The sequence below is a fragment of the Sorangium sp. So ce124 genome, from assembly GCF_051525235.1.
Classification (GTDB): domain Bacteria; phylum Myxococcota_A; class Polyangia; order Polyangiales; family Polyangiaceae; genus Sorangium; species Sorangium atrum.
On the sequence record NZ_CP150312.1, the window covers coordinates 11,812,406 to 11,838,226 of the forward strand.

The following is a 25,821-nucleotide window of genomic DNA, read 5'->3' on the forward strand; positions in this document are numbered from 1 at the left end:
TCGATCAAATTCTTCCTTCACCAGCGCACGAGTGACCGAGGTCACTTCAGCCCATGACGATCCATCTTGTTGAGCAGCCCCTGCCGCGACAGCCCGAGCCGCGCCGCTGCCTGGCTCCTGTTGCCCTGGGTCGTCCGGAGCGCGGCGGCGATCTCGCGCCGCTCCAGCGCCGCGATCTTCTCTTCCAGCGTCGCCCCCTCGGCCGGCTCGTCGTCGCCTGCCAGCGCCGCGGGACCGCTGCCTCGCCGGGCCGGCGAGAGGTCCTCCTCGAGGATCTCCCCCCTGCCCCCGGCCATCACGAGCGCGCGCTGCATCTCGTGCCGGAGCTCTCGCAGGTTGCCGGGCCAGTCGCAGGCCTCGAGCCGGCGCATGGCGCCGGGCGAGATCGCGGTCACCGGCGAGCGCGGCACGAGGGCCCGCGACAGGTTCAGGAAGTGCTGCGCGAGGAGCGGCAGATCGCCCACGCGATCCGCGAGCCGCGGCAAGGCGATCTCGATCCCGCGCACGCGCCAGTAGAGGTCGTCGCGAAAGGTCCTGTCCGCCACCATCGACTCGAGCGCTCTGTGGGTGGCGGACACGACACGGACGTCCACGGTCAGCGGGCGCGCCGCGCCCACCGGCAGGATCTCGCCCGTCTCGAGCACGCGCAGGAGCTTCACCTGCAGCGCCGGCTCCATGTCGCCGATCTCGTCGAGGAACAGGGTCCCTCCGTCCGCCTCGACGAACAGGCCGGGAGCGTCCTTGATCGCGCTCGTGAAGGCGCCTTTCCTGTGGCCGAACAGCGTCGATTCCAGGAGGGTCGGCGCGAGCGCGCCGCAGTTGACGGCGATGAAGGCCTTGTCCTTCCGGCGGCTCCTTGCGTGCAGGTAGCGGGCGAACACCTCCTTGCCCGTGCCCGACGCGCCGGTGATGAGCACTGGCACGTCGGTCGGCGCCGCGCGCTCGCACAGCGTCCTCGCCTCGAGGAAGGCCGGCGACTGGCCGAGCATCGCGGAGGCGTCGCCCTCGCGGGCGGCGAGCGAGCGCTCGAGCTCCGTCACCCGATCTTCGAGCGCGAGGCGCGCGGCCGCGCGAGCGACCACGGAGAGCAGCACGTCCGGGTCGACGGGCTTGGCCAGGAAGTCGTATGCTCCGCGCTCGACGAGGCGCAGGGCGAGCGGGGTCTCGCCCGCGCCCGAGACGACGATCACCTTGGCCGCGGGCCGCTCGGCGAGGAGCCTGTCCGCGAGCGCCGCGCCCTCCTCGGGGCGGCCCGACGGCGGGAGCATCAGGTCGAGCACGACGAGGCGCGCGCTCGTGCGGCGGAGCTCCGAGAGCGCCTTCGGGGCGGCCCCGGCCTCGGCGACGGCGTAGCCCTCCAGCGCGAGGAGCTCGCGGTAGGCGTCGCGGAACCCCGGATCGTCGTCGATGAGCAGGACGGTCTCGGTCACGGGTGACCGTACCGCGTCGCCAGGGCGCGGATCCAGGGTTGCGCGGGACGCGGCGGCGGGCGGGGCCGGCGTCAGGCGGATCGAGGCGAGCTGTAAGCTTCATCCACCGTCTCGCTCACCGATCCATTCGCGGGCGAGAGCGAGTATCCGGCGGTTCTCCGGGACGTTCTCGAAGACGCTCTTTCCCTACCTCGCTCTTCTGCACCTGGCCTGCGGGTCATCACCTGGCGCGCGGCCGGTCTACTGCGACGTCGGGCGGGCCATCCGGCTGGCCAGGCGGGATGGCCCGGACTCCGCTCGCGCGTAGAATGGCACCAGATCGATGTCGGTCCCGAGCAGCCGGGTAACCAGGCCGCGCCACCTCCTCGGATCGTGGACGTCCCCGAAGAGCTCGACGCGGAGCCGCGTCCCGCCTGCCTCCTCGGTCACCGCCCAGGCCACCGGGCCGCGCGCGGTGTCGAACGCCCGCAGGTAGCGGCGATCCGCGGACCACGTGTCGACCGGGTTCTCGGGGCGCCTCTGAAGCGCGGCAACGGTGAGCGCGAGGCGGAAGGGCGTCCTCACTTGAACGGTGATCCTCATCGTTCGGGCCGCGGTTCGGTGCGACATCGTGCCGAGCTCAATGCGAGCGCACGCGTGGGCCGGTGCGCCGCGCGGGCGACGTACGCGCCTTCGTCGCGCCCAGGGCCCGCCCCCTCGACGAGATAGGGTGTTGCGCCGCGAGGGCTCGATCTCGCGCCCAGGGGGCGGCCTCTGCCGGGACGTGGGCGGCCGGTGCACGGATGCGAGCCCTGCGCAACCGCTGCTCGATCCTTTCGCGGAGGACGACAGCCTGGTTGTGGAGCTCGTCCTTTGCTCCGTACACGAGCGTGAGCGTCCCGCGCTTCGCCTGCGCGACGAGCTCGTCCACGAGCCCCGAGGCCGGCTGGCGGCGGAGCTCCTCGCGATAGCGCGCCGCGAACTCCTCCCATCGGGCAGCGTCGTGACCGAACGAGCGGCGGAGCTCGTCGCTCGGCCCGACCTCCTTCATCCAGGCGTCGATCGCGAGCGTGTCCTTGCGCACGCCTCGCGGCCACAGCCGGTCCACGAGCACACGGTACCCGTCGGCCGCTTCGGGCTGCTCGTAAGCCCTCTTGAGGAGCACCGCGTCCGCCGTCTCGGCACCGACGCGCGCAGTCCGCGCCCTCCCCGTCGCCGTTCGTCGCCTCACGTTGGCCACGCCCCCTTCTTCCCTTCTCGTTGCAAACCCTACGAGGCGAGGCGCGCTTTGACCACGACGAGCGTAAGATCCTCCAAGCCCTCGCGCTGCACGACGGACTCCCGGCCAATCTGCCGGTGATTCGTGGACTCCGCCTTCCCGGTGCTCATGGCCCTCCTCCTTCGAACATGGGCCTGGACGCCGGCCTATCGGGTCGGCGGCTCCCCCATCGCGGCGATCGCGATGACCGAGTGCGCGAACGCGCCGCCCGCGCGCATCTCGGCTGCGACCCAGATGGCCTCCATGATCTCCTGCTCACTCGCTCCGTGTCGAAGCGCGCCCTGGGTGTGGCCACGGATGCAATACGGGCACTGCGTGACGTGCGCCACGGCGACGGCGATGAGCTGCTTCACCTTCGCCGGCAGGGCGCCCTCGGCGAATACGCGCTTGCTGAACTCGCGGAAGGCCTCGTCCGGCTCGGGCGCCAGATCGTGCCGTTTCTGCGAGGTCTCCTTCGATTGCAGCGGGTACACCTGGTCTCCCATGGCCTTCTCCTCATCGCTGGCCCGGGGGCTTTTTCGATGCGGCGGCCGCGCCGCACAAGCAAGGAAGCCTCTCCATTCGGCGTCCGGCGCAACGGGTGCCGGCTACGGCATTCGGCCGACCGCCGGCCCTGGCATTCCCCGACGCACCGATCGCGGAGACGTGCTCGTTCGCCGTCGCTCGCGCCCATTCCCAGCACGGGACGCCTATTTCTCGCCGCCGCGCGCTACCTGGCGGGGCGCGCGCACCGGACCGGCATCGCTTTCACGCCGCTCACCCAGTTCGAGCGGAGCCGCACCGCCGGGCCGGCGAGCTCGAGATCGGGGAGCCTGCGCAGGAGCTCCTCGAAGGCGACCCGCGCTTCCAGGCGCGCGAGCACGAGGCCCAGGCACACGTGGGGGCCGATGCCGAAGGAGAGGTGCTCGTTGGGCGTCCGGCCGACATCGAATTTGTGCGGATCGCTGAAGACCGCCTCATCGCGGTTGGCCGAGACGTACCACAGCACCACCTTGTCCCCGGCCGCGATCCGCTGCCCGCCTATCTCGGTGTCCCGCACCGCGGAGCGCCGGAAGTAATAGACCGGCGGCGTGAAGCGCAGCATCTCCTCGATGGCGGTCGGGAGGAGCGAGGGATCGTCGAGCAGGCGCCGGCGCTGGTCGGGGTGCTCGAGGAGCGCGAGCATTCCATTGGAGATGAGGTTCTTCGTGGTGTCGTGGCCGGCCGTGAGCAGCAAGTTGAAGAAGCCGCCGAACTCCGTGTAGGAGAGCTTCTCGCCGTCCACCTCGGCGGCCATGAGCAAGCTCAGCATGTCGTCCTTGGGCTCCTTCCGCCGCTGCTCGGCGAGCCCGTGCGCATAGGCGTTCATGTTGTGGAGCACGGCGTTCAGCTCCTCGGGCGTGACGCCATAGGCGGGATCGCTGGCCCCGAAGAACCGCGTCGTCCAGTCGAGCATCTGCTCCTGATCCTCGCGGGGGACGCCGAGCACCTCGAGGATCACGGCGAGCGGCAGCTTGCCCGCGATGTCGCTGGCGAAGTCGCACCCGCCGCGCTCGCAGGCGTCGTCGATGAGCCTCGTCACGAGCTCCCGCACGTGGTTTTCGAGGCGCTGGATGACACGGGGCGTGAACCCCTTGCTGACCAGCGCCCGGAACCGGGCGTGCCGGGGCGGGTCCATCATGATCATGACATCGGGGTTGTCGCGCATGTCCCCCGGCGGGAGATCCTCGATGAAGAGGCCGCGCCCCGAGCAGAACGCGGCCGGATCACGCGAGATGCGGGCGACGTCGGCGTGCCGCGTGATCGCCCAGAAGCCCCTGCCCGCCGGCTCGGGGTGCCAGTAGACGGGCGCCTCCCGGCGGAGGATCTCGAAGCGATCGTGCGGCGCGCCAGCGAGGTAGAGGTCCGGATCGAGGACATCGACGGTTTCAGGGGTCATCTGGGCAGGATCTCCTCAGGAGCTTTGCGAGCGCAACCGCTTACAACGCATTCTGGCCAGCGCGATGAGCGCGAGCGCCGCGGGCCATGGCCACGGGGGCTCGTCACCGCCCACGAAGCGGCACCCGCAGCCACCCGTCGTGTCGCTGCTGGTGGATGGGTCGCCGTTCGAGCTGGCGCCCGCGCCGGTGCCCGACGCGGGGGTGCCGGTCCCCGCGTCGCCGGCGCCGCTGCCCGTCGCGCCGCCTTCGCCCGTGGTGCTGCCGCCGCTCGTGCCGGCGCCGCTGGCCGCCGTGGCGGTGCCGGTCGCCGCGTCGCCAGCGCCGCTGCCGGTCGCGCCGCCTTCGCCCGTGGTGCTGCCGCCGCTGCCCGCCGCGGCGCCGCCGACCCCTGCGCCGCCACCGCCGCTGCCCGTCGCGCTGCCTTCACCCGTGGTGCTTGCGCCGCTCGTGACGGCGCCGCCGGTCGCCGTGGCGGTGCCGGTCCCCGCGTCGCCAGCGCCGCTGCCCGTCGCGCCGCCCTCACCCGTGGTGCTTCCGCCGCCGGTACCGCCGCCTTCGCCCGTGCTGCTGCGCGGGCAGCCCAGGACCGACACGTCGTCGATCGCGAGACCGGCGAGCTGGACGCTCGCGTCGCTGTCGAGGTGGAACACCACCTCGACTCGCTTTCCGGCGTATCCGCTGACGTCAGCGTAGTGAGTGCCCCATCCCGCGCTCTCCTGGAGCACTAGGTTGGAGCTACCGACGGTCGTGGTCATCGATGCGTCGAGGAACTCCCAGAGACGCCTGGCGTTCGCACCCCCGACCTCTCGGATCTCCACCCACCCGTGATCCGAGGACGCGTCGTCGAGCTGGTACTTCATCGCCCAGCGGAGCTGGATGGGCCCCTCCACCCCGGACAGGTCGATCGGCGGGGAGACGAGATCCTGATTCGAGCTCGCGTTGTACACGCCGGAGAGGTTCGTCTTCCAGCATTGCGTCCCGCCGTTGCACGTCGCGATCGGCGCGGCGCTCGGTGTGCCGAGCGCCCACGCGTCGGCTGTGCCGGCGTGCGTGAAGCCCTGCGCGCCGCCCTCGAAGTCCGCCGACAGCCGGGTGGACGGGGCGTCGCCGCTCGAGCACGAGAGCGCGGGGATCGGCGCGTCGCAGATCGTGAGGCTCCACGCGGACAACACGCCGAGGTTGTTCGAGTTGTCCGTATCGTCCCGGAGCGTGAGCGTCCACCGGCCTTCAGCGTTCTCCCCATCGAACCAGTGCAAGCGGTAGTCGAGCTCCGGCTGCACCATCATGCCGTTCAGCAGGGTGAAGTGTCCGGCCGGGAAGGCAGCCTCGTCGTCGATCGTGAGTTCGAGGTTCGGGTAGGTCCTGCTGCCGATATCGGTGAAGAGACCGTTGGTGTTGCCGGCCGGCGAGACGAGGTACACGTCCACGTCGGGGGGCATGGGATGGCTGAGCCGGATGCTCACGTTCAGGTCACCGATACGGGGCGCGCCCGGGACGTCGATGAACGACGTCGTGGGCGCTCCGAAGACGATGTCCCGGGGCACGTTCGCGCTATCGTACGTGGTGCACCCGACGCTCGACGCTGCCGGATGCACGCTCACGCTGAGCCCGTAATCACCCGCCGTCACCGAGCCGGTCACGGTCACCCTGTAGGTGCCGGCTGCTTTGACGGTCGCGAAGATGGCGTCCGAGTACGGTGTTTCGACAGGCCCGGATTGGTTGTCCACCTGGATGTCGAATTCGGACCCGAAGGGACCGATCGCGAGCGCGGCGGCGAACTGCGTGAGGTCGCGCGTCGGGTCCTGATCGAGGCTCGCGAAGAGGGTGTCGCCGGCGTTGAGGGAGAGCGAGTAGCTGTCGACGTCGCTCGCGTTGGTGTGCGTGCCAGCGATCCAGCCGGTCGCGGGGAGCGGCTGCGGTGTCGTGTCGTTCGGCTCGACCTCCGCCGTGGGCGCGCCGCTCTGCACCTTGAGGTGGAGGTCGTAGGGGCGCAGCTGGGCGTTCGCGGAGGGCACGCGGACGCGCGCGTAGTAAGTTCCTGCAGCCACGAGGGGCGTGCCCGCGATGCTTGGCGAGGAGCCTCCGAACGACCCGTTGAAGACGTCGGTCTCCAGCACTGTCGTGCCGTCCTGATCGAGGATGTCGAGGTCGGCGTCCTGCGATGCGGTGGAAGACGCTGTCATCACGGCCGCGTAGACGCGGCTCCCGGCGGGCGCCTGGAACGAGAAGAGATCCGTGTCGCCATCCGGGACGGCGTTGGCGCGCAAGACCGTGTCGCTGGAGATGGCGTTCGCCTGCGACGCCGTCCCGTTGGGCTCCACCTCCGAAGCGAGCTCCTGTCCGACAGCCAAGTGTGCCCTGCCAAGGCCATCGTCCTCGCTTGCGCCGCAGCCGGCGAGGATCGACGCCGCCGCCCCCAGCGCGACGGACGAGCTGATGAAATCCCTGCTTCTCACGTTGTCTCCCTTCCGTTCAGCTGCCCCACAGCGCCCAGGCTCCGTGGCGGGGCAACATCATAGCTGCCATCTCGACTCCGTGGGTACCGACCTCTGGAGCGGGACGCCTGAGGTACGTCGCTGTGCGCCCCGCAAGCTGTGGCCTGAGGGCGGCTGCTTCGATACACGGACAAGATGCTGATATTGCACATTTTTTTTCAGAACAATGAGGAGCGGGAGGCTGCAGAGAAGAAGGTTCTGTCAACCGGTGCAGGTCCTATGTTTGGGGCTTGACGTCTCCGAAGCGTTTGGATTTCCTTCTCCACTCGCTTCTTGATTCGCGATTTCTCTTCTGCGAAGTTGCGAGATCGTCGTGCTTCGCTGCGAGCACGACCTGTTACGTTCTACGAAATTCGAGACGCGAGCAGTATTTCGACGCCATAGGCGCCGCCCGGGTGCCCGCGCGGCAAGGAGCAACACCAATGATTCGACATGGCATGATCGGCGGGGCAGCGCTGTACGTCGCGATGGTCTCCATGGTCGCCGGCTGCGGCCAGCCTGAACCAGCGGCTGCAAAGCCCCGCCCGAGCGGGATCTCCAGCGGGGGCGGGAGCGGGCCGGGCTCGGGGGTCGGCGGCTTCCCGGTCGCCTCGAGCGGGGCGAGCCCGAGTTGCGGCAGCGCGCCCCCGGGGTGCTCGGCGGACATGCATTCCGTCGTCGATTGCAACGGCGACGTGGTGAAGGCGTGCGGGCCGTCGCAGGGATGCTCGAACGGCGAGTGCATAGCCGCGTGCGACGCGGCGGCCGCCCTCACGAGCTTCGGCGGGTGCGAGTTCTTCGTGCACGTCCCGACGATGCGCCAGCGCTCGTGCTATGGCCTCTTCGTCGCCAACATGTGGAACGAGCCGGTCTCCCTGGAGGGCGACATCGGCGGCAAGGCCATCGATCTCTCGAAATACACCTACACGCCCGTGGGCACCGGCCCGGGCCTCGAGCTGACGCCCATCGGCCCCGGGGGGACGATCCAGCCGGGCGACGTGGGGATCGTGTTTCTGCGAAGCGCCCCCGGCGACTGCCCCGCCTCCGTCGAGGTCGCAGAGGCGGATCCGGATGCCTTGGCGTGGGTCGACGCGGTGGAGGGCACGAACGACAGCGGCACGGCGCTCCGCGTGGTCGCGTCGGGCCCGATCGTCCTTCACGACGCCTTGCCGTTCAGCGGCGACATGTTCGCGGTTTCGGACGCCGCGCTGCTCCTGCCCACGTCGGCGTGGGACACCGATTACATCGCTGTGACGCCGTGGCCCTCCGAGGTGCACCCGTGGCCGTCGACGCTGTCGATCGTGGCATCCTCCGACGACACCGACGTCGTCATCCACCCGACCGCGGATATCCAGGCAGGGGTCGGCGTCCCCGCCGCGCCGAAGGGGGAGCCGGTACGGTTCGCGCTCAGCAAGGGGCAAGTGCTCAAGATCGAACAGCTAGACGACCTGACAGGCAGCGCGATCAGCGCAAGCAGGCCGATCGGCGTGTGGGCAGAGCAGGCCGCCTTGTGGATCGATCAGGCCGCCTCCGACAGCGGGCACGAGCAGCTCCCGCCGGTGCGCGCGCTCGGCAGCGAGTATGTCTATGCGCGCTACAGAAACCGCGTGGATGGCCAGGACGAGACGCCTCCCACACGCATCGTCGGCGCCGTCGACGGCACGCTCCTGTCGTGGGATCCAGCGCCGCCGGAGGGCGCGCAGGCCGTTGTCCAGAAGGGGCAGAGCTTCGTGGTCCGGTCCAGCGCGCCGTTCGTCGTCAAGAGCCAGGACGACGAGCACCCGTTCTACGTCGCCACCTACATGACGGGCGGCACGGCGTTCCAGGAGATCGGCGATCCTGAGTTCATCGGCGTGGTCGCGGCTGAGCACTACCTGTCGCGTTATCTGTTCTTCACAGACCCGACCTTCTCGGAGACGAACCTCGTGTTCGTGCGCAAAAAGGGGACGGACGGCCTGTTCCACGACGTCGAGCTCGACTGCGCCGGGACGCTCACGGGATGGACGCCGGTGGATGGCGCAGGGCAGTACGAGGTGGCCTGGCGCGATCTCGCGCGTCGCCACGTCGAGAGCCAGGGGGAGTGCAGCAACGGCAAGCACGAGGCGCACAGCGACGGACCGTTCAGCGTGACGGTGTGGGGCTGGGGGACGGCCCGAGCCGAGAGATGGAACAGTTACGCCTACCCCGGCGGCGCGGGCATTCGAGCGGCCAACACCGCCGTCGTTCCTCCCGAGCCTCCGAGGTGAACAGGCCCACAGCGATACCTTCCTCTCGCGCAACCCGGGGCGAGCTCGAACCGCGCAATATCACCTCACCCCGCCGCCTCCGCCGCCCTCTCGGGCCACCGCGCCTCGAAGCGCGCGCCGCCCCCCGGGGCGCGCTCGTAGCGCAGCGCGCCCCCGTGCCGCTCCAGCCAGCGCGCCGCGACGGCCAGGCCGAGGCCCGTGCCCGGGTGCTTCGCGTCTCGCCCCCGACCCGTCACGAACGGCTGGAACAGCATCGCCTCGATCTCGGCCGGCACCCCAGGGCCGTTGTCCTCCACGCGCACGACAACGAAGCCGCCCTCGCCGCGCGTGACCACCGCCCGGATCCGCCCCTCGGGGCTCCCGTCGAGCGCGATGGCCGCGTTCTGCAGGAGCGCCGTGGCGACGTCGAGGAACGCCCCGCGGTCGGCCTCGACGAAGATCGACCCGCCTGACTCGGACGCCACCTCGATGGGCGGCGCGCCCTCGCCGACGATCTGCCGGACCTGGCTCGCCGCGAGCCGCAGCGTGGAGAGCACGTCGACCTCGCTCACCTCGAGCGGCCTCGGGCGGCTGTAGCGGAGGAGATCGTCGAGGAAGCGCCTCGCCCGGTCGACCTGGGCGCGCAGCGACGCCACGGTCTCGGGCCTGGCGCCCTGCCGCTCGAGCAGCTTCGCCTGCGCGGCGATGACCCCGAGCGGATTGCGGATCTCGTGCGCGACCGCGCTCGCGAGGCGGCCGAGCTCGGCGAGCCGCTCGGCCTGGTCGGCGCGCACCTCGACGCGCTCGATCTCGTCGGCGAGGTCGCGGACGCCGATGGGCCTCGAGAAAAGCCGGCGCCCGAGGTGCTCCACGACGAGCATGCGCAGCGGATCGGACGGGAGCGCGGCCAGGAAGACGACGAAGGCGAGCCAGCCGAGCGACGCGCCGCCGCCCGGCGCGAGCGCTGGCAGGACCTTGAAGAAGACAACGAGCCCGAGCGTCGAGACGAGCGCCGTCAGGCCGGCGTAGGCGAGCCCCTGCGCGAAGACGCGGCGGGAGCGGCCCAGCTCGCCGATGAGCACGGCGTAGGCCACGAGCAGGATGGCGAGGAGCAGGAGCGGCGCGCCGAGGAGCACGTCGCCCAGCCGGAGCACGCGCAGCACCACGACGAAGCCGCCCCCGAGCGTCGCGAGCACGCTGCCGAAGAAGAGCGCAGCGATGCGCCGCCGCTGGAGCCCCCGGGCCGCGAGCGCCGCGCGCCCGATGTGAACGGCGACCACGACCCAGGCGACGGCCATGACGACCGAGAGCGGGAAGAACAGCGGTCCCGGCGAGCGGGCCGCAGGGCCGTAGAGGAGGCGCGGGTCCACGGCCCCGAGCAGCGCGACCGCGGCGCTCACCGCGTAGGCCAGGGCGACGGGGCGGCGCGAGGCGCCGGCGACGTCGGCGTAGGCGTGGGCGAGGCCCGCGGACACGATGATTCCGCTCGGAATAACGTGCTCGGCGAGGGCGAGCGTGCCGTCGGTCTCGAGCAGGATGAGCCCTGTGACCCAGAAGGCGAGGAAGAAGCAGAGGGCGACGAGGCCGCGGCCCACGTTGCGCCCGAGCCGCAGCGCGGTGACCGCGACGGTCACGGCGGCGGCCCAGAGCGGGTAGTACGCGAGAGCGACCAGGGGTCTCACACGGCCTCGGCGGGGTAGGAAGCCTCGACGATAGCGCCAGAGGCCCCGGGGGCGCGAGGTGTCCACGGCGTGGACAGCGGCCTGCCCATGGCCTGGGCACCGGGGGACGGCGCCGCGCCTCGATGCGCCCGATCGGCGCGGATCCCGCGGCTGGCACGGGCGCTGCTGAGAGGCCTGTCGAGGAGACGAACCATGGCAGACGCGGTCGAAAGCTATCTCATCGCGGTGTACGGGGCCTATGCGGTCATCAGCGTCGGACTGACGATCTGGATCGCCCGCACGCTGTTCAAGAATGGATCGGTGTTCCTGGAGGAGGTGTTCGCCGACAACCCGAGGATGGCCGAGGCGGTGAACCGCCTGCTCGTGGTGGGGTTCTACCTGGTGAACCTGGGGTATGCGTCGCTGATCCTGAAGGCGGAAGGCTCGGCGACGCTGACGGAGGCGGTCGAGGTGCTGTCGTCGAAGCTGGGCCTGCTCTTGCTCTCGCTCGCGCTGATGCACTTCACGAACCTCCTCGTGTTCCACCGCATCCGCCGCCGCGCGAAGCTCGCGGTCCTGCCGCCTCCGGTCGCGCCGCAGATGCGCATCGATCCGCGCACGGAGCGCGCGGAAGAGGAGATGGCCGCGCAGCGACAGCGCCGGCGAGCCGTCGCGGAGGTCTCGGCGTGACGAACGCAGACGCGGGCGCGGGGCGCCGTGGCGCCTCGCGCTGGCGGCGCGGCCAGGCGCCCTGGCCTCCGCGCTGCGAGGAGAGCGGGCCATGATCGAGCGAATCACCGTGCTCTATGACGCCGAATGCGCGCTGTGCGCCCGGTGCCGCCACTGGATGGAGCACCAGGCGGCGCTTGTCGAGATGGAGTTCCTGCCCGCCGGCTCGCCCGAGGCGGCGGAGCGGTACGGGGCCGTGCCCTGGCTCGGCGAGGAGCTCGTCGTGATCAGCGATCGCGGCGAGGTCTGGGCTGGCCCCGCGGCCTTCATCGTGGCGCTCTGGGCGCTCGAGGGGTATCGCGAGTGGTCGTACCGGCTGAGCGGCGACACGCTCTCGAAGATGGCGGAGCGCTTCTTCCACGCGCTGTCGGGCAACAGGAAGTGGCTCGCGGGCTGGTTCGGCCACCCGTCCTGCGCGAGCGGCTCCTGCCGGCTGCCGGGAGCGCCGGCGGCAGGGCCTTATCGGTGAAGAGAAGTAGTTTCGCCCGATGGCAGCAATTTCCCGCTCGCTCTCATCGGACGTGCGCTTCTCTGTCGCGCCCGTCGCAGACCCGCCGTCGCAACGCTCAGCTGAACGCGGCGAGATGGTCCGAGACCGCCGAGGCGTCGCCGGCGTCGGAGATCAGCGCAATGTAGCCGTCGGGACGGATGAGCACGAGGGTGCGCTCCGTCGCGCCGTAGGCGTGGGCGAGATGGCCAGCGCTGTCGGCGACGTCGTGGGGGCCCGCCGGCTGTCCGACGACATGAAGCGTCTTCAGGTCGGAGGCTGAGGCGCCGATCGCAGGCGCGGACCCGAAGCTCAGCAACGTGAAGCGCCCGCCGCGCGTCAGCTCGAACAGCCGGCGTTCACCTTCCACCGTGATCAGCTTCGTCGCGTCGGGGGCGCGGTCGCCGGCGCGGAGCAGGGCAGCCTCGTCGCGGTCGTCGCGCGCCAGGGAAGAGCCGCGGTAGTGGATGTCGAGCTGGGTGATGCTCGCATCGCGGCGGAGGGCGACGTCCTTCCGCTCGAGCACCTGCTGGAGGCGCGTGTTCGAGATCGCGAGCACGCCGGCCGCGATCGGTCGCCGCTCGGCCTCGTAGCTGTCGAGCAATGCCGGCGAGGCGCCCTTCGCGACAGCCGCCAGCTTCCAGCCGAGGTTGTGCGCGTCCTGGATGCCCGTGTTCATCCCCTGGCCGCCGGCGGGCGAGTGGATGTGCGCCGCGTCGCCCGCGAGGAACACGCGACCCTCGCGATATCTGTCGACGAGGCGGACGTTCGCGCGCCACAGCGACGACCATATCGGCTCGTGGAGCCGGAGGTCGGTGCGGCCGCTCCGCCGCTCGAGGATCGCCCGCATGTTCGCGAGGCTGAGCTCGGGGTCCTGTCGCGGCGCGACGACGGCGTGATATTGGAAGACGTCGGTCGAGGGCAGCGGGCAGAGGCCGACGACGCCCTCTTCGTGCCACCAGATGTGCCAGGCGTCGCGGTCGAGGCCGTCGACGCCGACGTCGGCGACGATCATCCGCACTTCCTCGCGGGTCTCGCCCTCGAACGCGATGCCGGCCTGCTTGCGGACGACGCTGTGGCCGCCGTCGCAGCCGACCAGCCAGCGCGCGGCGACCGTCTCCGCCTCACCGCCCTTGACGACCACCGCCGACACGCCTTCGTCGGACTGCTCGAAGCTCGCGAGCGCAGCACCGAATTCGACCGCGCCGCCGAGCTCCAAAAGCCGCAGCCGCAGCGCTTCCTCGGTACGCCACTGGGGCGTGATCAGGCTCGCCGGATAGGGGATGTCGGAGCGACCCTTCAACGCCTCGGGGACGGCGCCGCCCAGCGTCACCCGGCCGTCGGGAGCCGTGGAGCGGAGCGGCATCGCCATCCGGCCGTGGGCGATCACGCGATCGACGATGCCGAGATCGTCGAAGACCTCGAGCGTGCGCGGCTGGATGCCCTTGCCGCGCGAGCCGGGCCACGGGCCTGGGGCGGCCTCGATCAGGCGGAAGGACACGCCGCTGCGGGCGAGCCCGCAGGCCAGCGCCAGCCCGGTCGGGCCGGCGCCGACGATCAGCACTGCGCACGCCTCGGGATCCGCCATCGTCAGCCTCCGGTTGAAGATAGCGATCCATCTCTTATCATCCGCGGCGTTGATAAGAAATGAAAATCTCTCTAAACAATCGGGGCCATGACGACAGGAACACGAACGCGAGCGCGCCGCAGGCGACGCGGCGCGGAGCTCGAGGCCGCTCTGCTCGACGCGACCTGGGAGGAGCTGGTCGAGGTCGGCTTCGCGAACCTGACCATGGAGTCGGTCGCCGCGCGGGCTCGCACGGGGATCGCGGTCCTGTACCGTCGCTGGGCGAACAAGGACGAGCTGGTGTTCGCCGCCATCCAGCACCGCCGGGACGAAAGCCCGGTCGCGGTCCCCGACACCGGCGCCCTGCGCAGCGACCTGCTCGCCCACCTGACGGCGCTGAGCGACGCCCTCGCCGGCTTCTTCGCCATCGCCGCGGCCGCCGCCTTCTCGGGGTTGCTGGCCGGCACCGGCCTGACCCCCTCGCAGGTGCGCGACAAGGTCATGGACACCCGGAAGCCGCGTGTCCGAATCCCCTACCAGCGCGCCCACGACCGCGGTGAGATCAACCTCGAGCGCATCCCCTCCGCCGTGCTCGCCATGCCGTACGACCTCGTGCGGCACGACCTGCTCATGGATCTCAAGCCGCCGAAGCCCGCACGCATCCAGTCCATCGTGGACGAGCTCTTCCTGCCCCTCGTACAGAGCTTTGGAGCGCGCGAAGGCGATGCAGCACGTCGCGTTCGGCGTCGATGACGTGCTGACCGGTCCAAGAAAGCGCGGCGCGTGCAGTGTGGCCGCACGGTGGGACCGGTGATGCCGCGAGCCCTTCACCGCGGGCGATGCGGCGGCGGAGGGCGCCCCGTCGGGCCACACCGGAGCCGCCTTCGGCGGCGAAACAGACGGAAGCTGCGAAGATCGCTACTTTTGCCGGCCGCCGCTCGTCACCGACCGGTGTTTCTGGCGGGACGATTCCGCGGGGGCGAACCGTCGCGATCCGTCGCTTCCCCGGCCATTTGGGGAGGCCGTGACGACGGGTCGCACCCCCTAGATGGGATGAGGCAGCCCACGGGGCGCCTGGACCCATGATGCCAACTGCACCGACCCGAGCCTCTGCTCGACGCGTTCGCGCGGCGGGGCCTGCGAAGACAGCCCGCAGCACCGTGGAGGTCGGCCCATCGGCAGCAGCAAAGCGTGCTGGAGTGCTCGGAGGCGTCAAGGGTTCGCGAGCGGAGCTCGCCGGCTCCGCCGCCCTTGACTCCCCCGGCGCGCTCCAGCCGGACAAAGCTGCGGGCGATGGGCGGACGGAGGCCTCCGGCGGGGGCTCCAGGCTCCGGAGAGGAGCGAGCAAGAAAGAGCCGCTTGGAGCAGCGAGCAATGTGGCTGACCTCTCGCCTGCAGGGTTGCCTGCGGGCACCCCCACGCGTTCGAAGACGCAGAAGACGGGGGCCCAGGAGAGGTCAGCCATGCGAAGTGTAGCGCTGGATCTGGGGGTGCATGAGATCTCATTCTGCGAGGTGGCCGGCGGGGCCGTGATGCTACGACGCACGGTTCGCTCGCTCGATTCGCTCCAGGATCTCCTCGGCCCGTCGTCCTCGCCGGCCCGGGTGGCGATCGAGGCGTGCCGCGAGGCCTGGGCGGTGCACGACACGCTGCGCGACTGGGGTCACGACGTGCTGGTCGTCGACACCACGCGAGCTCGTCAGCTCGGCATCGGCCAGCACGGCCGCAAGAATGACCGCCTTGATGCCGAGGCGTTAGCGCGCGCCGTCGAGCGCGGGGGCATTCCACTCGCTCACGTGCTGTCGCCTCACCGGCGGGCCATTCGCCACCAGCTGGCTGTCCGGCGCGCGTTGGTTGAGACGCGGGCCCAGTACGTCACCACCGTGCGTGGCATCCTGCGCGCTTGCGGACACAAGCTCGCGACGTGCGCCATCGAGGGCTTCCTCACGGTGCTGAGCGCTGCAGCCTTGCCGGCCGAGACTCGCCAGCTCGTTGGACCTCTGGTGACAGCGCTGGAGATGCTCACCCCTCAGATCGCGCTGGCCGATGCCGCGCTCGAGCAGCTGTGCGCCCACGAGCCGGTGATCGTGCGGCTGACCACGGCACCCGGCGTGGGGCTGGTCGTCGCCGCCGCGTTCGTCTCGGTGGTGGACGAAGCCAAGCGCTTTCACCACGCCCACCAGCTCGCCTCCTATCTCGGCCTGGTCCCCCTGGAGGACACCTCCGGGGGGCGCGACAAGCAGCGGCTGGGCTCGATCACCAAGCAAGGCAACGCCTATCTGCGCGCGCTGCTGACGCAGGCTGCGCACACGATCCTGCGGCACAAGAGCGGCGACGACCCGCTGAGCCGATGGGCCAAGGCCATCGACGAGCGCCGGGGTCGCCACATTGCGGTCGTGGCGCTGGCGCGGCGGCTGTCGGGGGTGCTGTGGGCCATGTGGCGCGACGGCACGGTCTACGATGCGCAGAGCGCAGCGGTCGCTTCGGCCAAGGGCCTGCGGCTGCAAGCACAGTCGATCGAGCAGCAGGCGCAAAGCATGAAGGAGGCCGCGGTCAAGGCGCGCCGCCGGCAGCGCTCGATCGACAAGGGACTCGGCGCCGCTCGGGCAACGGCTCGGTCGAGGCCGGTCTCGACCCCAAGGAGGGTCTCGATGCACTGACTTTCCCCCTACGGGAACGTGCGCCACGAGCGCGTCACGCTGGGAGCGTGAAAGAGGGCCACGTGGATGAGCGCGGAAGCCGTCCGGGTGATCGGCCTGTGGGTCGAACATGCCGTCCCCTAGAAGGCGCCTCCACGGTCCCGTTTCGGACCCCAGCATGCATCCAGGCCACCAGGGCGACCGCCGGCCTGTGAATGCGGATCGTCGATCGAGCCACAGCTCGCTCCTGCGGACGCGACGAGGTGCTCAAGCACAAGCGGAACGACGCCCGACCAGGACGAAGGGAGATGTCCATGCCGAAACGACCCGCACTGACGAAGCCGAGCGCCGTCGCTGCCGAGCCGAAGCCGGCCAGCCGCGCAAAGAGAGCGCTCAAGCCCTTGACCTCAGGGCTGCCTCATCGTCGGACGGCATGGACCCAACCCGGGCCCAAGTGTCAAGCGCCGGGCCTGGGGAGCCTGCCCTGACCGATCCGTCGCCTCGGGCGGCCGTGGTCGCCTCGCTCGCCAGCACCCTGGGCCGCGCCGTCGCCCTCGGGGACGAGGTGGCGGCCCGGGTCGTTCACGAGACGATCGGTCGGCTGCTCGGGCTGCCGGTCGCACCAGAGGGGTGAGCCAGGCTGGACGGGGTGCGGTGCATCTTGCGCCGTCGGCGAAGTCTCCGGCGAAGAGCTCTTCCGTGCATGACCGAGTCATGCACGGACCCCTGACGCCTACGCCGCCCCCCGCGCCTCCTCGATTACGTCCGCGAGGCGATCCGTCCGGGAATGGCGCTGGCAATGGGCTCGCCGGACGAGCTGTCCAGGATCGTGGTCGCCGACCATGTCGATGTCATAGGGCACTACGAGCGCTGGGAGCTGCGCGCCGCTGCCGGCCGCGGCGCGGTCAACTGGTCGCGATTCAAGCGAGGGCTCTTCCCCAGCGGGTCGCGGTTCCAGGACGAGCAGTTCTACGAGCTCTATGTGCCATCGCCGACGAGCTGCTTCCAGCGAGCGCCGCTGACGTTCCAAGCAGGAGGGCTCCCGCCGGCGCCGGGTCCGGCGCTGGCGACCACCCGCGCGCCGACATCGAACCCCCCGCCCCCGGGGCGGGTAGCCCGTCATCGCCTGAGTCTCCCGCGGCAATGCATGCTGCACCTGGACTGGAAGAATTCCCTCCGACAGGAATCCTGTTCGATGATGCTCCAGCGTCTCGCGCGGGCTTCCCGGGTAGCGTCTGCGCACCCGAGTTCTCATCTTGACAGGGGTGAGAATCGCTGGGGACCATGCCTGAATGGCGCGCACGGCACCGGTCCCGAACATCCCTGCGATCCCTGGAATGAACCCTGGCGTCTGGATCATGGGCGGTGGAGGCGGCGGCGGTGGCAAGGGCGGCAGGGGCGGCAGCGGAAATGGAGATGGTCAGGGTGGGAGCGCCAACCGTGGCGGCAACAACCCTGACGGCGGTGGCAAGGGGGCCAATGGCTGCGGAAATGGGCAGGGGGCCGGTGCTTGCTCCAACCCGGTCCACGGCGGCTCCGGTGGCACCTCCGCCGGCGATCCGGTCGACGTGGTCACCGGCCGCGTCTTCACGCTGCCGACGCTCGACCTCGGCCTGCCCGGTCCGCTGCCGCTCGTCGTGCAGCGGCGCTACTCGTCCTCTGCGCGCGATCGCGACATGGGCCTTGGCTTCGGGTGGAGCCACTCGCTCGCCTGGGAAATCGAGCTCTCCAGACGCGTCGTGCGGATCACGCAGGACGATGGCACCGTGGTGACGGCCCCGGTGCTGGAAGAGGGCGAGACGCGCCCTCTGGTGGGGCAGATCGTGCTCCGCCGTGCGGCCTGGGGATTCGCGCTCACCACCGAGGACGGGCTCACACTGTTGTTCAACGAGCGCCATCAGCTGGGGTCGCGCTATCGCCTGACCGCGCTCCTCGACCGAAACGGCAACTGCATCGAGCTGGGCTACGATGGCTCCGGCCTCGCCTGGATCCGCGATTGCGTTCAGCGCTTCGTGCGCGTCCGGCGGGAGCGCTCGGGCCGCATCGCCGCCTTCGAGGTGCGCACGGCCACGAGCCCCTCCGGCTGGCACGCCTTCTTCACGTACCGGTATGACGATCGTGGGGATCTTGTCGAGGCCATGGACGCCGAGGGACATGTGTGCCGGTACGCCTATGACGAGGAACACCGCCTGGTCGCCCACGCATACCGCAGCGGGCTCGTGGTCCACTACCGGTACGACCGTGAGGGACGCTGCATCGAGACCTGGGGTGAATACCCCGCTCAGGCGGACCCAAGCCTCGCGGCCGGGGTGCCTGCGTTCCTCGCGGACGGCGTGACGCGAGCGCGGGGCATATTCCATTGCAAGCTCGAGTTCTCGGGAGACGGCTACTCCGAAGTCGCGGACTCGCTCCGTGTCCGGCGCTTTTTCGGCAACAAGCACGGCAAGGTGGACAAGTCGACATGGGGCGCGGGCGTGCTCTTGCATGAGTATGACTCCCTCGGGAACATCGTCGCTTTTCGGGACGCCACGGGCGCGGTGACGCGCTTCGAGCGCGACGCGGCAGGGCGGGTCACAGCGGTCGTCGATCCGCTCGGCCGCCGGACTCAGTATGCCTTCGACGATCGAGGCGCGCTGACCGAGCTCGTGCGCGCGGATGGGAGCGCGCTCCGGTATACGCGCGACGATCTGGGCAATCTGCTCGCGGTCGAGGACCGGCGCGGCGCCATCGTCATGTACGATTACGACGAGCGTGGGCTCGTGAGCGTGGCAACGCTCCCGAACGGGGGAGTGACCCGCTTCGAGCACGACGCGCATGGCAACCGCACGGCCGTGATCGAGCCGAACGGCGCGAAGAAGACGATCTATTACGACGACCTCGGCCGCGTCGTGGCAACCATGGATGCGCTCGGCGCCGTGACGCGCTACGCGTACGACGCGCGCGGCCTGCTGCGCACCGTTTCCGATCCAGCGGGCGGGGTCACCACGTTCGAGTTCGACGCCGAGGGGCGGCTGGCGCGGATCGTCGATGCGGCCAGGCGCGTCGGCAGGCTCACCTGGGGTGGGCTCAACGTGCTCTGCGAGGTGCAGCATGACGGCGCCGGGCCCATCCGGTACCGTTACAACCGCGAAGGCCACCTCATCGAGGTTCACAACGAGCGCGGGCAGGTTCATCGCTTCGTTCGGAGCCTCGCAGGGCACGTGATCCGCGAAGAGCTGATGGACGGACGCACGCACGACTTCCGGCGCGATCTGTTTGGCCGGCTGACGCAGTGGCGGAGCAGCACCGGCGAGCTGGTGGAATACGAGTACGACGCAGCCGGGCAGTTGATCAAGCGGATCTACGACGGTGGAACGGAAGAGTTTGCCTACGACGAAGTGGGGCGGCTGACCGATGCACGAACGCCTGACACGGAGTGCTACCTGACATACGATGAGCGGGGCTGCCTCGTGAAGGAGGAGCAGATCACGCTCGGCGTCCGCCATACGATTGAAGCGGTCTACGACTCCATGGGGCGGAGGACGCGGCGCGTCAGCTCGCTCGGGTACGTCGAGCACATGCATCGAGACATCATGGGCAAGATCGCGCGAATGGCGCTCGGCCGGGAGGTTGTGGACTTCCACTACGACGCGCTCGGCCGCGAGCGGCAGGCCGTCCTTCCGGGCGGCGGGCGCATTCAGTACGACTTCGATCCGGCCGGTCGCCTCGCCCAGCGGCGCGTCTTCTCCGCGACAGCGCGCGCCGCGGTTGGACCGGGCGAGCCGGAGTGGGTTGGGCCCATCGCGCACGGGGTCGTTTCGGACTCGCAGTATCGCTACTCCCCTGTAGGTCTTCTCGAAGAGGAGCTCGACGCGCGCCTCGGCGCGACGGGATACCGGTACGATCCTATGGGACAGCTCCTCGCCAAGATCCCTGCCCACGGGAGGGCGGAGCTCTTCGGCTTCGACGAGGTCGGCAACCTTTACGCCACCGAGGCCGGCGAGCACGCGTACGATCGCGGCGGTGCCCTGTTGCGGCGGGGGGCAACGGCCTACACCTACGACGAGCGCGCGCGCCTCGTGGAAAAGCGCCTCTCCGACGGGAGCCGCTGGAAGTACACCTGGGATGGACGTGGGCGCCTGGCCTCGGTCGTCGCGCCTGATGGGCGCCTCGTGGAGTTCATTTACGACGCGTTCTGCCGGCGGCTGGCAAAGCGGGTTCGCTCGAGCCAAGGACAGCTCCTTGCCCTGACTCGCTTCGTTTGGGACGATCAGCGCCTGCTTCACGAGGTGCGTGTGCGCGACGCGTCCCTGGAAGTCCCGGTGACCGAGACGCGAACGTACGTTTTCCCGGATGGGAGCTTCGCCCCGCTGGCGCACATCGATGACGGCGGCGCGCCCCGGTTCTACGTGAGCGCGCCGAATGGATTCCCCGATCTTCTCGTGACGTCATCGGGGCAGATCGCGGCCGAGCAGCGTGCGCGCGCGTTCGGCGCGGTCCAGGGAGAGGCCTTCACGCCGCTGCGGTTTCCTGGCCAGTACGCGGATGAAGAAACCGGCCTTTGTTACAACAGGCATCGCTATTACGACCCCGACATTGGCCGCTACATCAGCCCGGATCCCGTCGAAATCGTCCGCCGCTACGGCTTCGCCGACAACTCGCCGCTCAACACGGTGGATCTCGACGGCTTGCAAGCGATGACCACGAACATCCAGCGCTCGCAGATCAACCCGGACGGCAGCCGCACGCCGTTGCCAAACGCGAGCGGTGTGAGCCAAGGCGGGCGCGATCCCGACAACCCGGTCGATATCCACCCCGCGGTCTGGAACAACATGGCGCCGCAGGTGCCGGTTCAGGCCGCAAACGGCTCGACCAACGGGCAATTTCCCCAGGCGACGCGCCATCCGGCGAACTGCTCCGAGCCGGCGGCGCTGAGCGAGCATCTCTATGATTATGAGCGACGCAACAACTTGCCGCGCGGGGCATGCGGCTCGGCCAGCGATCCGAACAATCAGCATCTCCGCGGCGCGCTCCGAGAGATCGATGGGATCAGCTCGACGCAGCAGGGCGGCGGAGCGCGAAACGCCTGCCCGAACTGCGGCGTGCTTTTCCGCAACCTCCAGAATCAGGCGAACCAGGGCGCACCGCCGAACGAGCTCGTGGACCTGGTGGGCCGCACCACGCCGGGCATCGACAATCCGAGCCCCGGATGGCAACAAGCGATGAACCAGGGGGCGCCGACGAGGAGCGCGAGGAGCCTCATGAACCCACGCAATGCAGCGAACATGCGGGTGCAGATGCCACGCTGAGGGGCTCACCATGGAGATTTCCACCTTCGCCATCGAGGCCCTCGCCAGCCGTGGCATCGTCCGCAGCGAGGCGCGTCGTGCCGGACGCGATCGGCTGAAAGAGTTGCTGCGTCTGCACGGGCTTCCCACCCACGAGGCGCTGTTCGCCGCCGAGGCTGCGATCGGCGGCTTCGCCGGCTCGGACCGCGCGCGGGACCCGCTGGAGCTTGCGAGCGGCGGTTCCTTCGGTCCCCCCTCGCGAGATTGGTGGGAGATCCTCCTCGGCCCAGCGGCGCTGCTGGAACGCAACATGACGAGGGCGCTGTCCCGCGCCGGCTTTTGGCCCATCGGGATCAGCGCACCTTTCGCGGCGTTCGCGGGGCTCGACCCGTACCTCCACGTCTCTCACGACCGTGCGGAACGCTCCCAGGGAATGGTCGATTTCCTGCTAGCCGAGGACGGCACCGTCTCCGTGGAAGGCTCTTCGACGGGAAACACGCCGGTGCCCTACGCAGCGTCCCCCGTGATCCTGGTCGAGAAGCTCGCGCGCTTCCTCGACATCGCGCAGCGCGGCCTCCACCACCTGCGCGTCGAAGCCCGCCCGCGCGCTGGCGCCCGGCTCGCGGAGGCGCTCGGCGCCCGGCCCGTGGCGGCCGCGAGCGATGCCTACCACACGGTCTGGGACGCCGAAGATCTCGTCATCCTCGACGGGCACCCCTCGGGCGCCGCGCAGGACCGGACGCTCGTCTTCGCCAGGTCGGTCGAGCGGCTCGCCCGGGCAGTCGAAGCGCTCGCGGGCTCGCCGGCGGTTGCGGCGATCGCCTGCGACGAGGTCACCGTGGCTCTTCGCGATCCGGGCGAAGCCCCCGCGCCGGCGAGCCGCGGGCTCGTGCCCGTCGGCCTGGACCGGCCCGAGGAGCGGGGAGCGCTGCGCGTCGAGCGCACCGCATCCGGCGTCTCCCTCGTGCAGGAGCGCGACTTTGGCGGGCGTGTGCTCGAGCGCCACGAGCTCCCGCCGGCGGGTGACCGGCTCGCGCACACGCGATGGATGCTCGCCGCCGAAGGGTTCCGGGGCGTGCTCACCGACCGCGCAGTCAGCGCCCTGCGCGCGCGGGGGGTGCTCCGGGATCCGCAGCGCGCCGCCTCGCGCGCCCGCCTCGAGGAGTTGCTCGCACCTCACGGCGTCGCGGCCAGCGAGTCGCTGCTCGCGTTCGAGCAGCACGCGGGCGGCCTCTGTGTCTCCCGCGACCAGGGAGAGCACTACTGGCTGGGCCCCGCGCTCGAGCTCGAGGGCGGCGTCCTGCCCCGCGGCGGGTTGGTGCCGATCGGCGCCTTCTCCAGGGGTCTGTACTTCATGGCCGCCGACGGCGCGATCCTCGCCGACGACGGCGTGATGGAGCGCTTCGTCTTCGCGGATTCGTGGCGTATCTTCCTGGAGCGGTTCGCCCTGGGACATGAGGCTCCGGACGTGATCCCGGGGTGGCCGGCCCGCCACTGCGCGAGCCTCTCCGAGGACGTGGGCGACGCGCTGGCGCGGGCCATCGGCGTCCCGCGCGCGCCCGAGCTCAGCGACCGGACGCAGTCGTTCTGGACGAGCGACGACCTGGTGATCTGGTCGACGCCCGCCTACCTCGAGTTCTGCGTGTCCCCCTGTATCCTCTACGCGGACGAACCTGCGGTGATCGAGCAGGCGCTCGCATGGATCCAGGCGAACCATCCTGAGCTGAGCATCGAGCGGAGCGAGGCTGCGCGCTGATCGAGCGCCGGCACCGGCGGCCCACCCTGTTCCTGCCGCTACAAACTGTGGAGTGAACGCGGCCCCTTTGACGACGCGGCGGCGGAGGGCGCCCCGTTGGGCCACACCGGAGCCGTCTTCGGCGGTGAAACAGGCGGAAGCTATGAAAATCGCTACTGCTTCCGGCGACCGCTCGTCATCGACCAGTGTTTCTGGCGGGATTTGTGACACGCGGCGCTAGGGGAGCCACTGGCCCACCTCCGCGATGGCACGGGCGACCCCCACGATCGCCGCCGTCCCGCCCAACCGCTGCAGGAGCGGAGAGAGCTCGGTGAGGCTGCCGAAGCCTACCAACATCCCGGGGAAGTCGCCGGTCCAGTCGTTGCCGAGCTCGCTGCAGAGGACCCTGGCCGCGTCGGCGAGGGCCATCCAGGGCGCGCAGGCCGAAAGTACGCGCAGCGCCAGCCGGTCGCCGTGGGCCCAGTAGGAGGACATGACCTCTCGAACAGCGCTCTCGCGCATCTCCTCGGGGAGATCGGGCAAGATGCCCGCGAAGCTGACCATGCGCGACTCCCCTTCTCGGCTCTCCGCGAGGCGCCAAGCTTCGTCAGGCGAGAGGTCCGTGGGTCGAATCACCATGTCCCTCGACAGGTACGCATCGACTTCGTCGTATGTCGCGCCCGCGCGGATCCGACGGGCTCGCTCCGGGTCCGCCGCGCTCCGGTCCGCCGTCACGTGAGGGACGGGTCGGGGGAGGATCTCCTCGAGACCTGCGCAAGCGTCCATGGCCCATCCCTGAACCAGCTGCTGCTCCGAGCCTGTCATCAGGGAGGCGAACGTCACCAGCGCCTCGGCACGCTCACGCGCGGCTCCAGTCGGCTTCGTCACATCCACCGTTGGCTCTACATAAGGCGCCGCGCGATAATTTACTTCTTCGATACTTCCCTCCTTTGCGAACAAGGAGGCTTCGACCAGGGCGCACCGAACGATGACGCAGAGAAGCGTTGCCCTCTCTTGCTCGGCCGCTGCAGCGCGCTCCGGACGGCAGGCTTCGATGAGCGCGTCCTCGGCGGCGTGGCGCGCGCGACGAGCGTCAGTGGTGAACCCGACCAAGCCTCCGGGACGGCTCATCCAGATTCGGAGCCACTCGGGTGACACGAGCGTCAGCAAGTCCAATATTGATACAGAGCGCCGCTTCATGTGGGCGCCCAGGTACTCCACGAGGTAGGATGGCCACGCCTCGGGCGAGATGGCTCCACTCGTGAGCGCCGCCAGCCCCCTCACGATGAGGGCATCTTCGATGGACGCGACTTTGTTCGTTTCCATCGTCCAATCTGCACGAGTCGCGTCGTCGCGGAAGGAAAATTTGCCGTCGTCGCTCAGCAGGACGAGCCGCTGAGCAGCCTGCGGTCCGTCCTTGAAGGCCTCAACCTCGGTTGGGTCCAAACCCAGCGCCGAGACGAGACCGTCGTTCGATACGGGAGCGAGCGCCGTCCCAAGCGCATCGAAGAAGCGGGCCAGCGAGGGTTCCATGTCGCCAGCGCTCTCGGCGGTCCACCGCGCCTGCGTCGTTCCTTTCGAAGAGTCGATCTCGCCGGCAAGCAAGAAAACTCTCGTCTGCTCCGGAGACCAGGCGAGGCGTTCATGCAACCCAACGCCGCGCGCCGAAGAGCTCTCCGGGCTGGTCGAGACAATGATGTGTGCCCCGTCGTAGGCTTCACCCAGGAAGGGCGTTCTCCTGTGCGGCCACCCATCTGCCGCCCGCTCGATCCCGTCCACGATCACGAGCAATTGAGGGCATTCCTCGTTGGGAACCGACGAGACTGAGTCGACGCTCCGAAGCGCCATTCGGATTGACAGCATCAGCTCCTCGGGGCTGCGCGGTCGACTGAAGACCGCCGTTGCTGAACTCCGAAACAGACCGAAGAACAGCTTCAGCATATCGCGTTCGACCGCGCTTCCGAAGCAGGGACTTACCGGCACGAAGATCACCTCGGCCGACTTGCGCTCCACGATCGATAGAGCCCATCGCGCCAGGAGGGCCGTCCGTGTCCCGGGATCGGCGCTCACCACCAAGGCGCAGGCCGGCCCGCCGGCAAGCCAGTCGTCGAGCTGTGTGAGCAGGGGGAGGAGATCTGGCGGAGTCGGCCGAACGAGATCCTCGTCCGCGATGGCTCGCCAGAACGAGGCAAGCCCGCGATGCGAACGCGCATAGCCGCCCTCCGGGCCGCGCAAGGATTGGAGTGCATCTCGCCTGGCGGCGAAATCTTGACCGCGACCGCCGGAGCCACCACCACCGCTGCCCCCCATCACGAAGACGCCGGGGTTCATGCCAGGGATGTTCGGGACCGGGGCGGTACGCGCCATGCGCCGAGGATACTTTGGCGAGCCGATATCCGGGCGACGATCGACACCCGCTCGTTATCCGGC

The 25,821-nt window shown here is 69.9% G+C and carries 17 protein-coding genes; 8 read left to right on the plus strand and 9 right to left on the minus strand.

Features of this window, described 5'->3' with window-relative positions; translation table 11 throughout:
- Window positions 1-41 precede the first annotated feature (41 nt).
- The 6 genes from WMF19_RS44290 to WMF19_RS44315 form a co-directional block, all read right to left on the minus strand.
- On the minus strand, window positions 42-1,430 hold the full coding sequence (locus WMF19_RS44290; RefSeq protein WP_437895891.1) for a sigma-54-dependent transcriptional regulator: 1,389 nt from the start codon (window positions 1,428-1,430) through the stop codon (window positions 42-44).
- Between the two features lie 240 nt (window positions 1,431-1,670).
- Window positions 1,671-1,994 carry a hypothetical protein gene (locus WMF19_RS44295; protein ID WP_437895892.1) on the minus strand — a complete coding sequence of 108 codons (324 nt, stop codon included), beginning with the start codon at window positions 1,992-1,994 and terminating at the stop codon, window positions 1,671-1,673.
- 55 nt (window positions 1,995-2,049) lie between these two features.
- The gene (locus WMF19_RS44300) at window positions 2,050-2,640 is read right to left on the minus strand and encodes a DUF488 domain-containing protein (RefSeq protein WP_437895893.1); all 591 of its coding nucleotides are present in this window, start codon (window positions 2,638-2,640) and stop codon (window positions 2,050-2,052) included.
- A 194-nt stretch (window positions 2,641-2,834) separates the two neighbouring features.
- Window positions 2,835-3,173 carry a carboxymuconolactone decarboxylase family protein gene (locus tag WMF19_RS44305; protein WP_272102195.1) on the minus strand — a complete coding sequence of 113 codons (339 nt, stop codon included), beginning with the start codon at window positions 3,171-3,173 and terminating at the stop codon, window positions 2,835-2,837.
- 224 nt (window positions 3,174-3,397) lie between these two features.
- On the minus strand, window positions 3,398-4,606 hold the full coding sequence (locus WMF19_RS44310) for a cytochrome P450 (protein ID WP_437895894.1): 1,209 nt from the start codon (window positions 4,604-4,606) through the stop codon (window positions 3,398-3,400).
- Window positions 4,607-4,621: 15 nt separating this feature from the next.
- Window positions 4,622-7,063: a proprotein convertase P-domain-containing protein gene (locus WMF19_RS44315; RefSeq protein WP_437895895.1), complete on the minus strand. Its 2,442-nt coding sequence runs from the start codon at window positions 7,061-7,063 to the stop codon at window positions 4,622-4,624.
- Between the two features lie 461 nt (window positions 7,064-7,524).
- Between WMF19_RS44315 and WMF19_RS44320 the strand changes: the two genes are divergently transcribed.
- Window positions 7,525-9,327, plus strand: a complete 1,803-nt coding sequence (locus WMF19_RS44320; protein ID WP_437895896.1) for an IgGFc-binding protein — start codon at window positions 7,525-7,527, stop codon at window positions 9,325-9,327.
- Between the two features lie 65 nt (window positions 9,328-9,392).
- Here WMF19_RS44320 and WMF19_RS44325 read toward each other — a convergent pair whose 3' ends face one another.
- On the minus strand, window positions 9,393-10,988 hold the full coding sequence (locus tag WMF19_RS44325; RefSeq protein WP_437895897.1) for an ATP-binding protein: 1,596 nt from the start codon (window positions 10,986-10,988) through the stop codon (window positions 9,393-9,395).
- 192 nt (window positions 10,989-11,180) lie between these two features.
- Between WMF19_RS44325 and WMF19_RS44330 the strand changes: the two genes are divergently transcribed.
- Together WMF19_RS44330 and WMF19_RS44335 are read left to right on the plus strand one after the other, a co-directional pair.
- The gene (locus tag WMF19_RS44330) at window positions 11,181-11,657 is read left to right on the plus strand and encodes a hypothetical protein (protein WP_437325672.1); all 477 of its coding nucleotides are present in this window, start codon (window positions 11,181-11,183) and stop codon (window positions 11,655-11,657) included.
- Window positions 11,658-11,748: 91 nt separating this feature from the next.
- Window positions 11,749-12,165, plus strand: a complete 417-nt coding sequence (locus WMF19_RS44335; RefSeq protein ID WP_272102190.1) for a thiol-disulfide oxidoreductase DCC family protein — start codon at window positions 11,749-11,751, stop codon at window positions 12,163-12,165.
- Between the two features lie 97 nt (window positions 12,166-12,262).
- Here the strand turns inward: WMF19_RS44335 and WMF19_RS44340 are convergent, their stop codons facing one another.
- Window positions 12,263-13,771, minus strand: coding sequence for an FAD-dependent oxidoreductase (locus tag WMF19_RS44340; protein WP_437895898.1), 1,509 nt, complete (start codon window positions 13,769-13,771; stop codon window positions 12,263-12,265).
- A gap of 87 nt (window positions 13,772-13,858) precedes the next feature.
- Between WMF19_RS44340 and WMF19_RS44345 the strand changes: the two genes are divergently transcribed.
- From WMF19_RS44345 to WMF19_RS44365, 5 genes are all read left to right on the plus strand, one after another.
- Window positions 13,859-14,503 (plus strand): TetR/AcrR family transcriptional regulator, encoded by a 645-nt coding sequence (locus tag WMF19_RS44345; RefSeq protein WP_437895899.1) that lies wholly within the window; start codon window positions 13,859-13,861, stop codon window positions 14,501-14,503.
- Between the two features lie 710 nt (window positions 14,504-15,213).
- The gene (locus tag WMF19_RS44350; RefSeq protein ID WP_437895900.1) at window positions 15,214-16,410 is read left to right on the plus strand and encodes an IS110 family transposase; all 1,197 of its coding nucleotides are present in this window, start codon (window positions 15,214-15,216) and stop codon (window positions 16,408-16,410) included.
- Between the two features lie 433 nt (window positions 16,411-16,843).
- Window positions 16,844-17,023 carry a hypothetical protein gene (locus WMF19_RS44355; protein WP_437895901.1) on the plus strand — a complete coding sequence of 60 codons (180 nt, stop codon included), beginning with the start codon at window positions 16,844-16,846 and terminating at the stop codon, window positions 17,021-17,023.
- Window positions 17,024-17,681: 658 nt separating this feature from the next.
- A complete protein-coding gene (locus WMF19_RS44360) occupies window positions 17,682-21,677 on the plus strand; it encodes an RHS repeat-associated core domain-containing protein (protein ID WP_437895902.1) in 3,996 nt (1,331 codons plus the stop codon).
- A gap of 10 nt (window positions 21,678-21,687) precedes the next feature.
- Complete coding sequence (locus WMF19_RS44365; RefSeq protein WP_437895903.1) at window positions 21,688-23,412, plus strand: hypothetical protein; 1,725 nt, start codon at window positions 21,688-21,690, stop codon at window positions 23,410-23,412.
- Window positions 23,413-23,628: 216 nt separating this feature from the next.
- Here WMF19_RS44365 and WMF19_RS44370 read toward each other — a convergent pair whose 3' ends face one another.
- Window positions 23,629-25,722: a hypothetical protein gene (locus tag WMF19_RS44370; protein ID WP_437895904.1), complete on the minus strand. Its 2,094-nt coding sequence runs from the start codon at window positions 25,720-25,722 to the stop codon at window positions 23,629-23,631.
- Window positions 25,723-25,821 lie beyond the last annotated feature (99 nt).

Bases quoted from the DNA above. Each gene is read 5' to 3' on its own strand.
- WMF19_RS44305 (WP_272102195.1), bottom strand. From the start codon at position 3,173: ATGGGAGACCAGGTGTACCCGCTGCAATCGAAGGAGACCTCGCAGAAA.
- WMF19_RS44310 (WP_437895894.1), bottom strand. From the start codon at position 4,606: ATGACCCCTGAAACCGTCGATGTCCTCGATCCGGACCTCTACCTCGCT.
- WMF19_RS44320 (WP_437895896.1), top strand. From the start codon at position 7,525: ATGATTCGACATGGCATGATCGGCGGGGCAGCGCTGTACGTCGCGATG.
- WMF19_RS44330 (WP_437325672.1), top strand. From the start codon at position 11,181: ATGGCAGACGCGGTCGAAAGCTATCTCATCGCGGTGTACGGGGCCTAT.
- WMF19_RS44335 (WP_272102190.1), top strand. From the start codon at position 11,749: ATGATCGAGCGAATCACCGTGCTCTATGACGCCGAATGCGCGCTGTGC.
- WMF19_RS44340 (WP_437895898.1), bottom strand. From the start codon at position 13,771: ATGGCGGATCCCGAGGCGTGCGCAGTGCTGATCGTCGGCGCCGGCCCG.
- WMF19_RS44345 (WP_437895899.1), top strand. From the start codon at position 13,859: ATGACGACAGGAACACGAACGCGAGCGCGCCGCAGGCGACGCGGCGCG.
- WMF19_RS44350 (WP_437895900.1), top strand. From the start codon at position 15,214: ATGCGAAGTGTAGCGCTGGATCTGGGGGTGCATGAGATCTCATTCTGC.
- WMF19_RS44360 (WP_437895902.1), top strand. From the start codon at position 17,682: ATGGCGCGCACGGCACCGGTCCCGAACATCCCTGCGATCCCTGGAATG.
- WMF19_RS44365 (WP_437895903.1), top strand. From the start codon at position 21,688: ATGGAGATTTCCACCTTCGCCATCGAGGCCCTCGCCAGCCGTGGCATC.
- WMF19_RS44370 (WP_437895904.1), bottom strand. From the start codon at position 25,722: ATGAACCCCGGCGTCTTCGTGATGGGGGGCAGCGGTGGTGGTGGCTCC.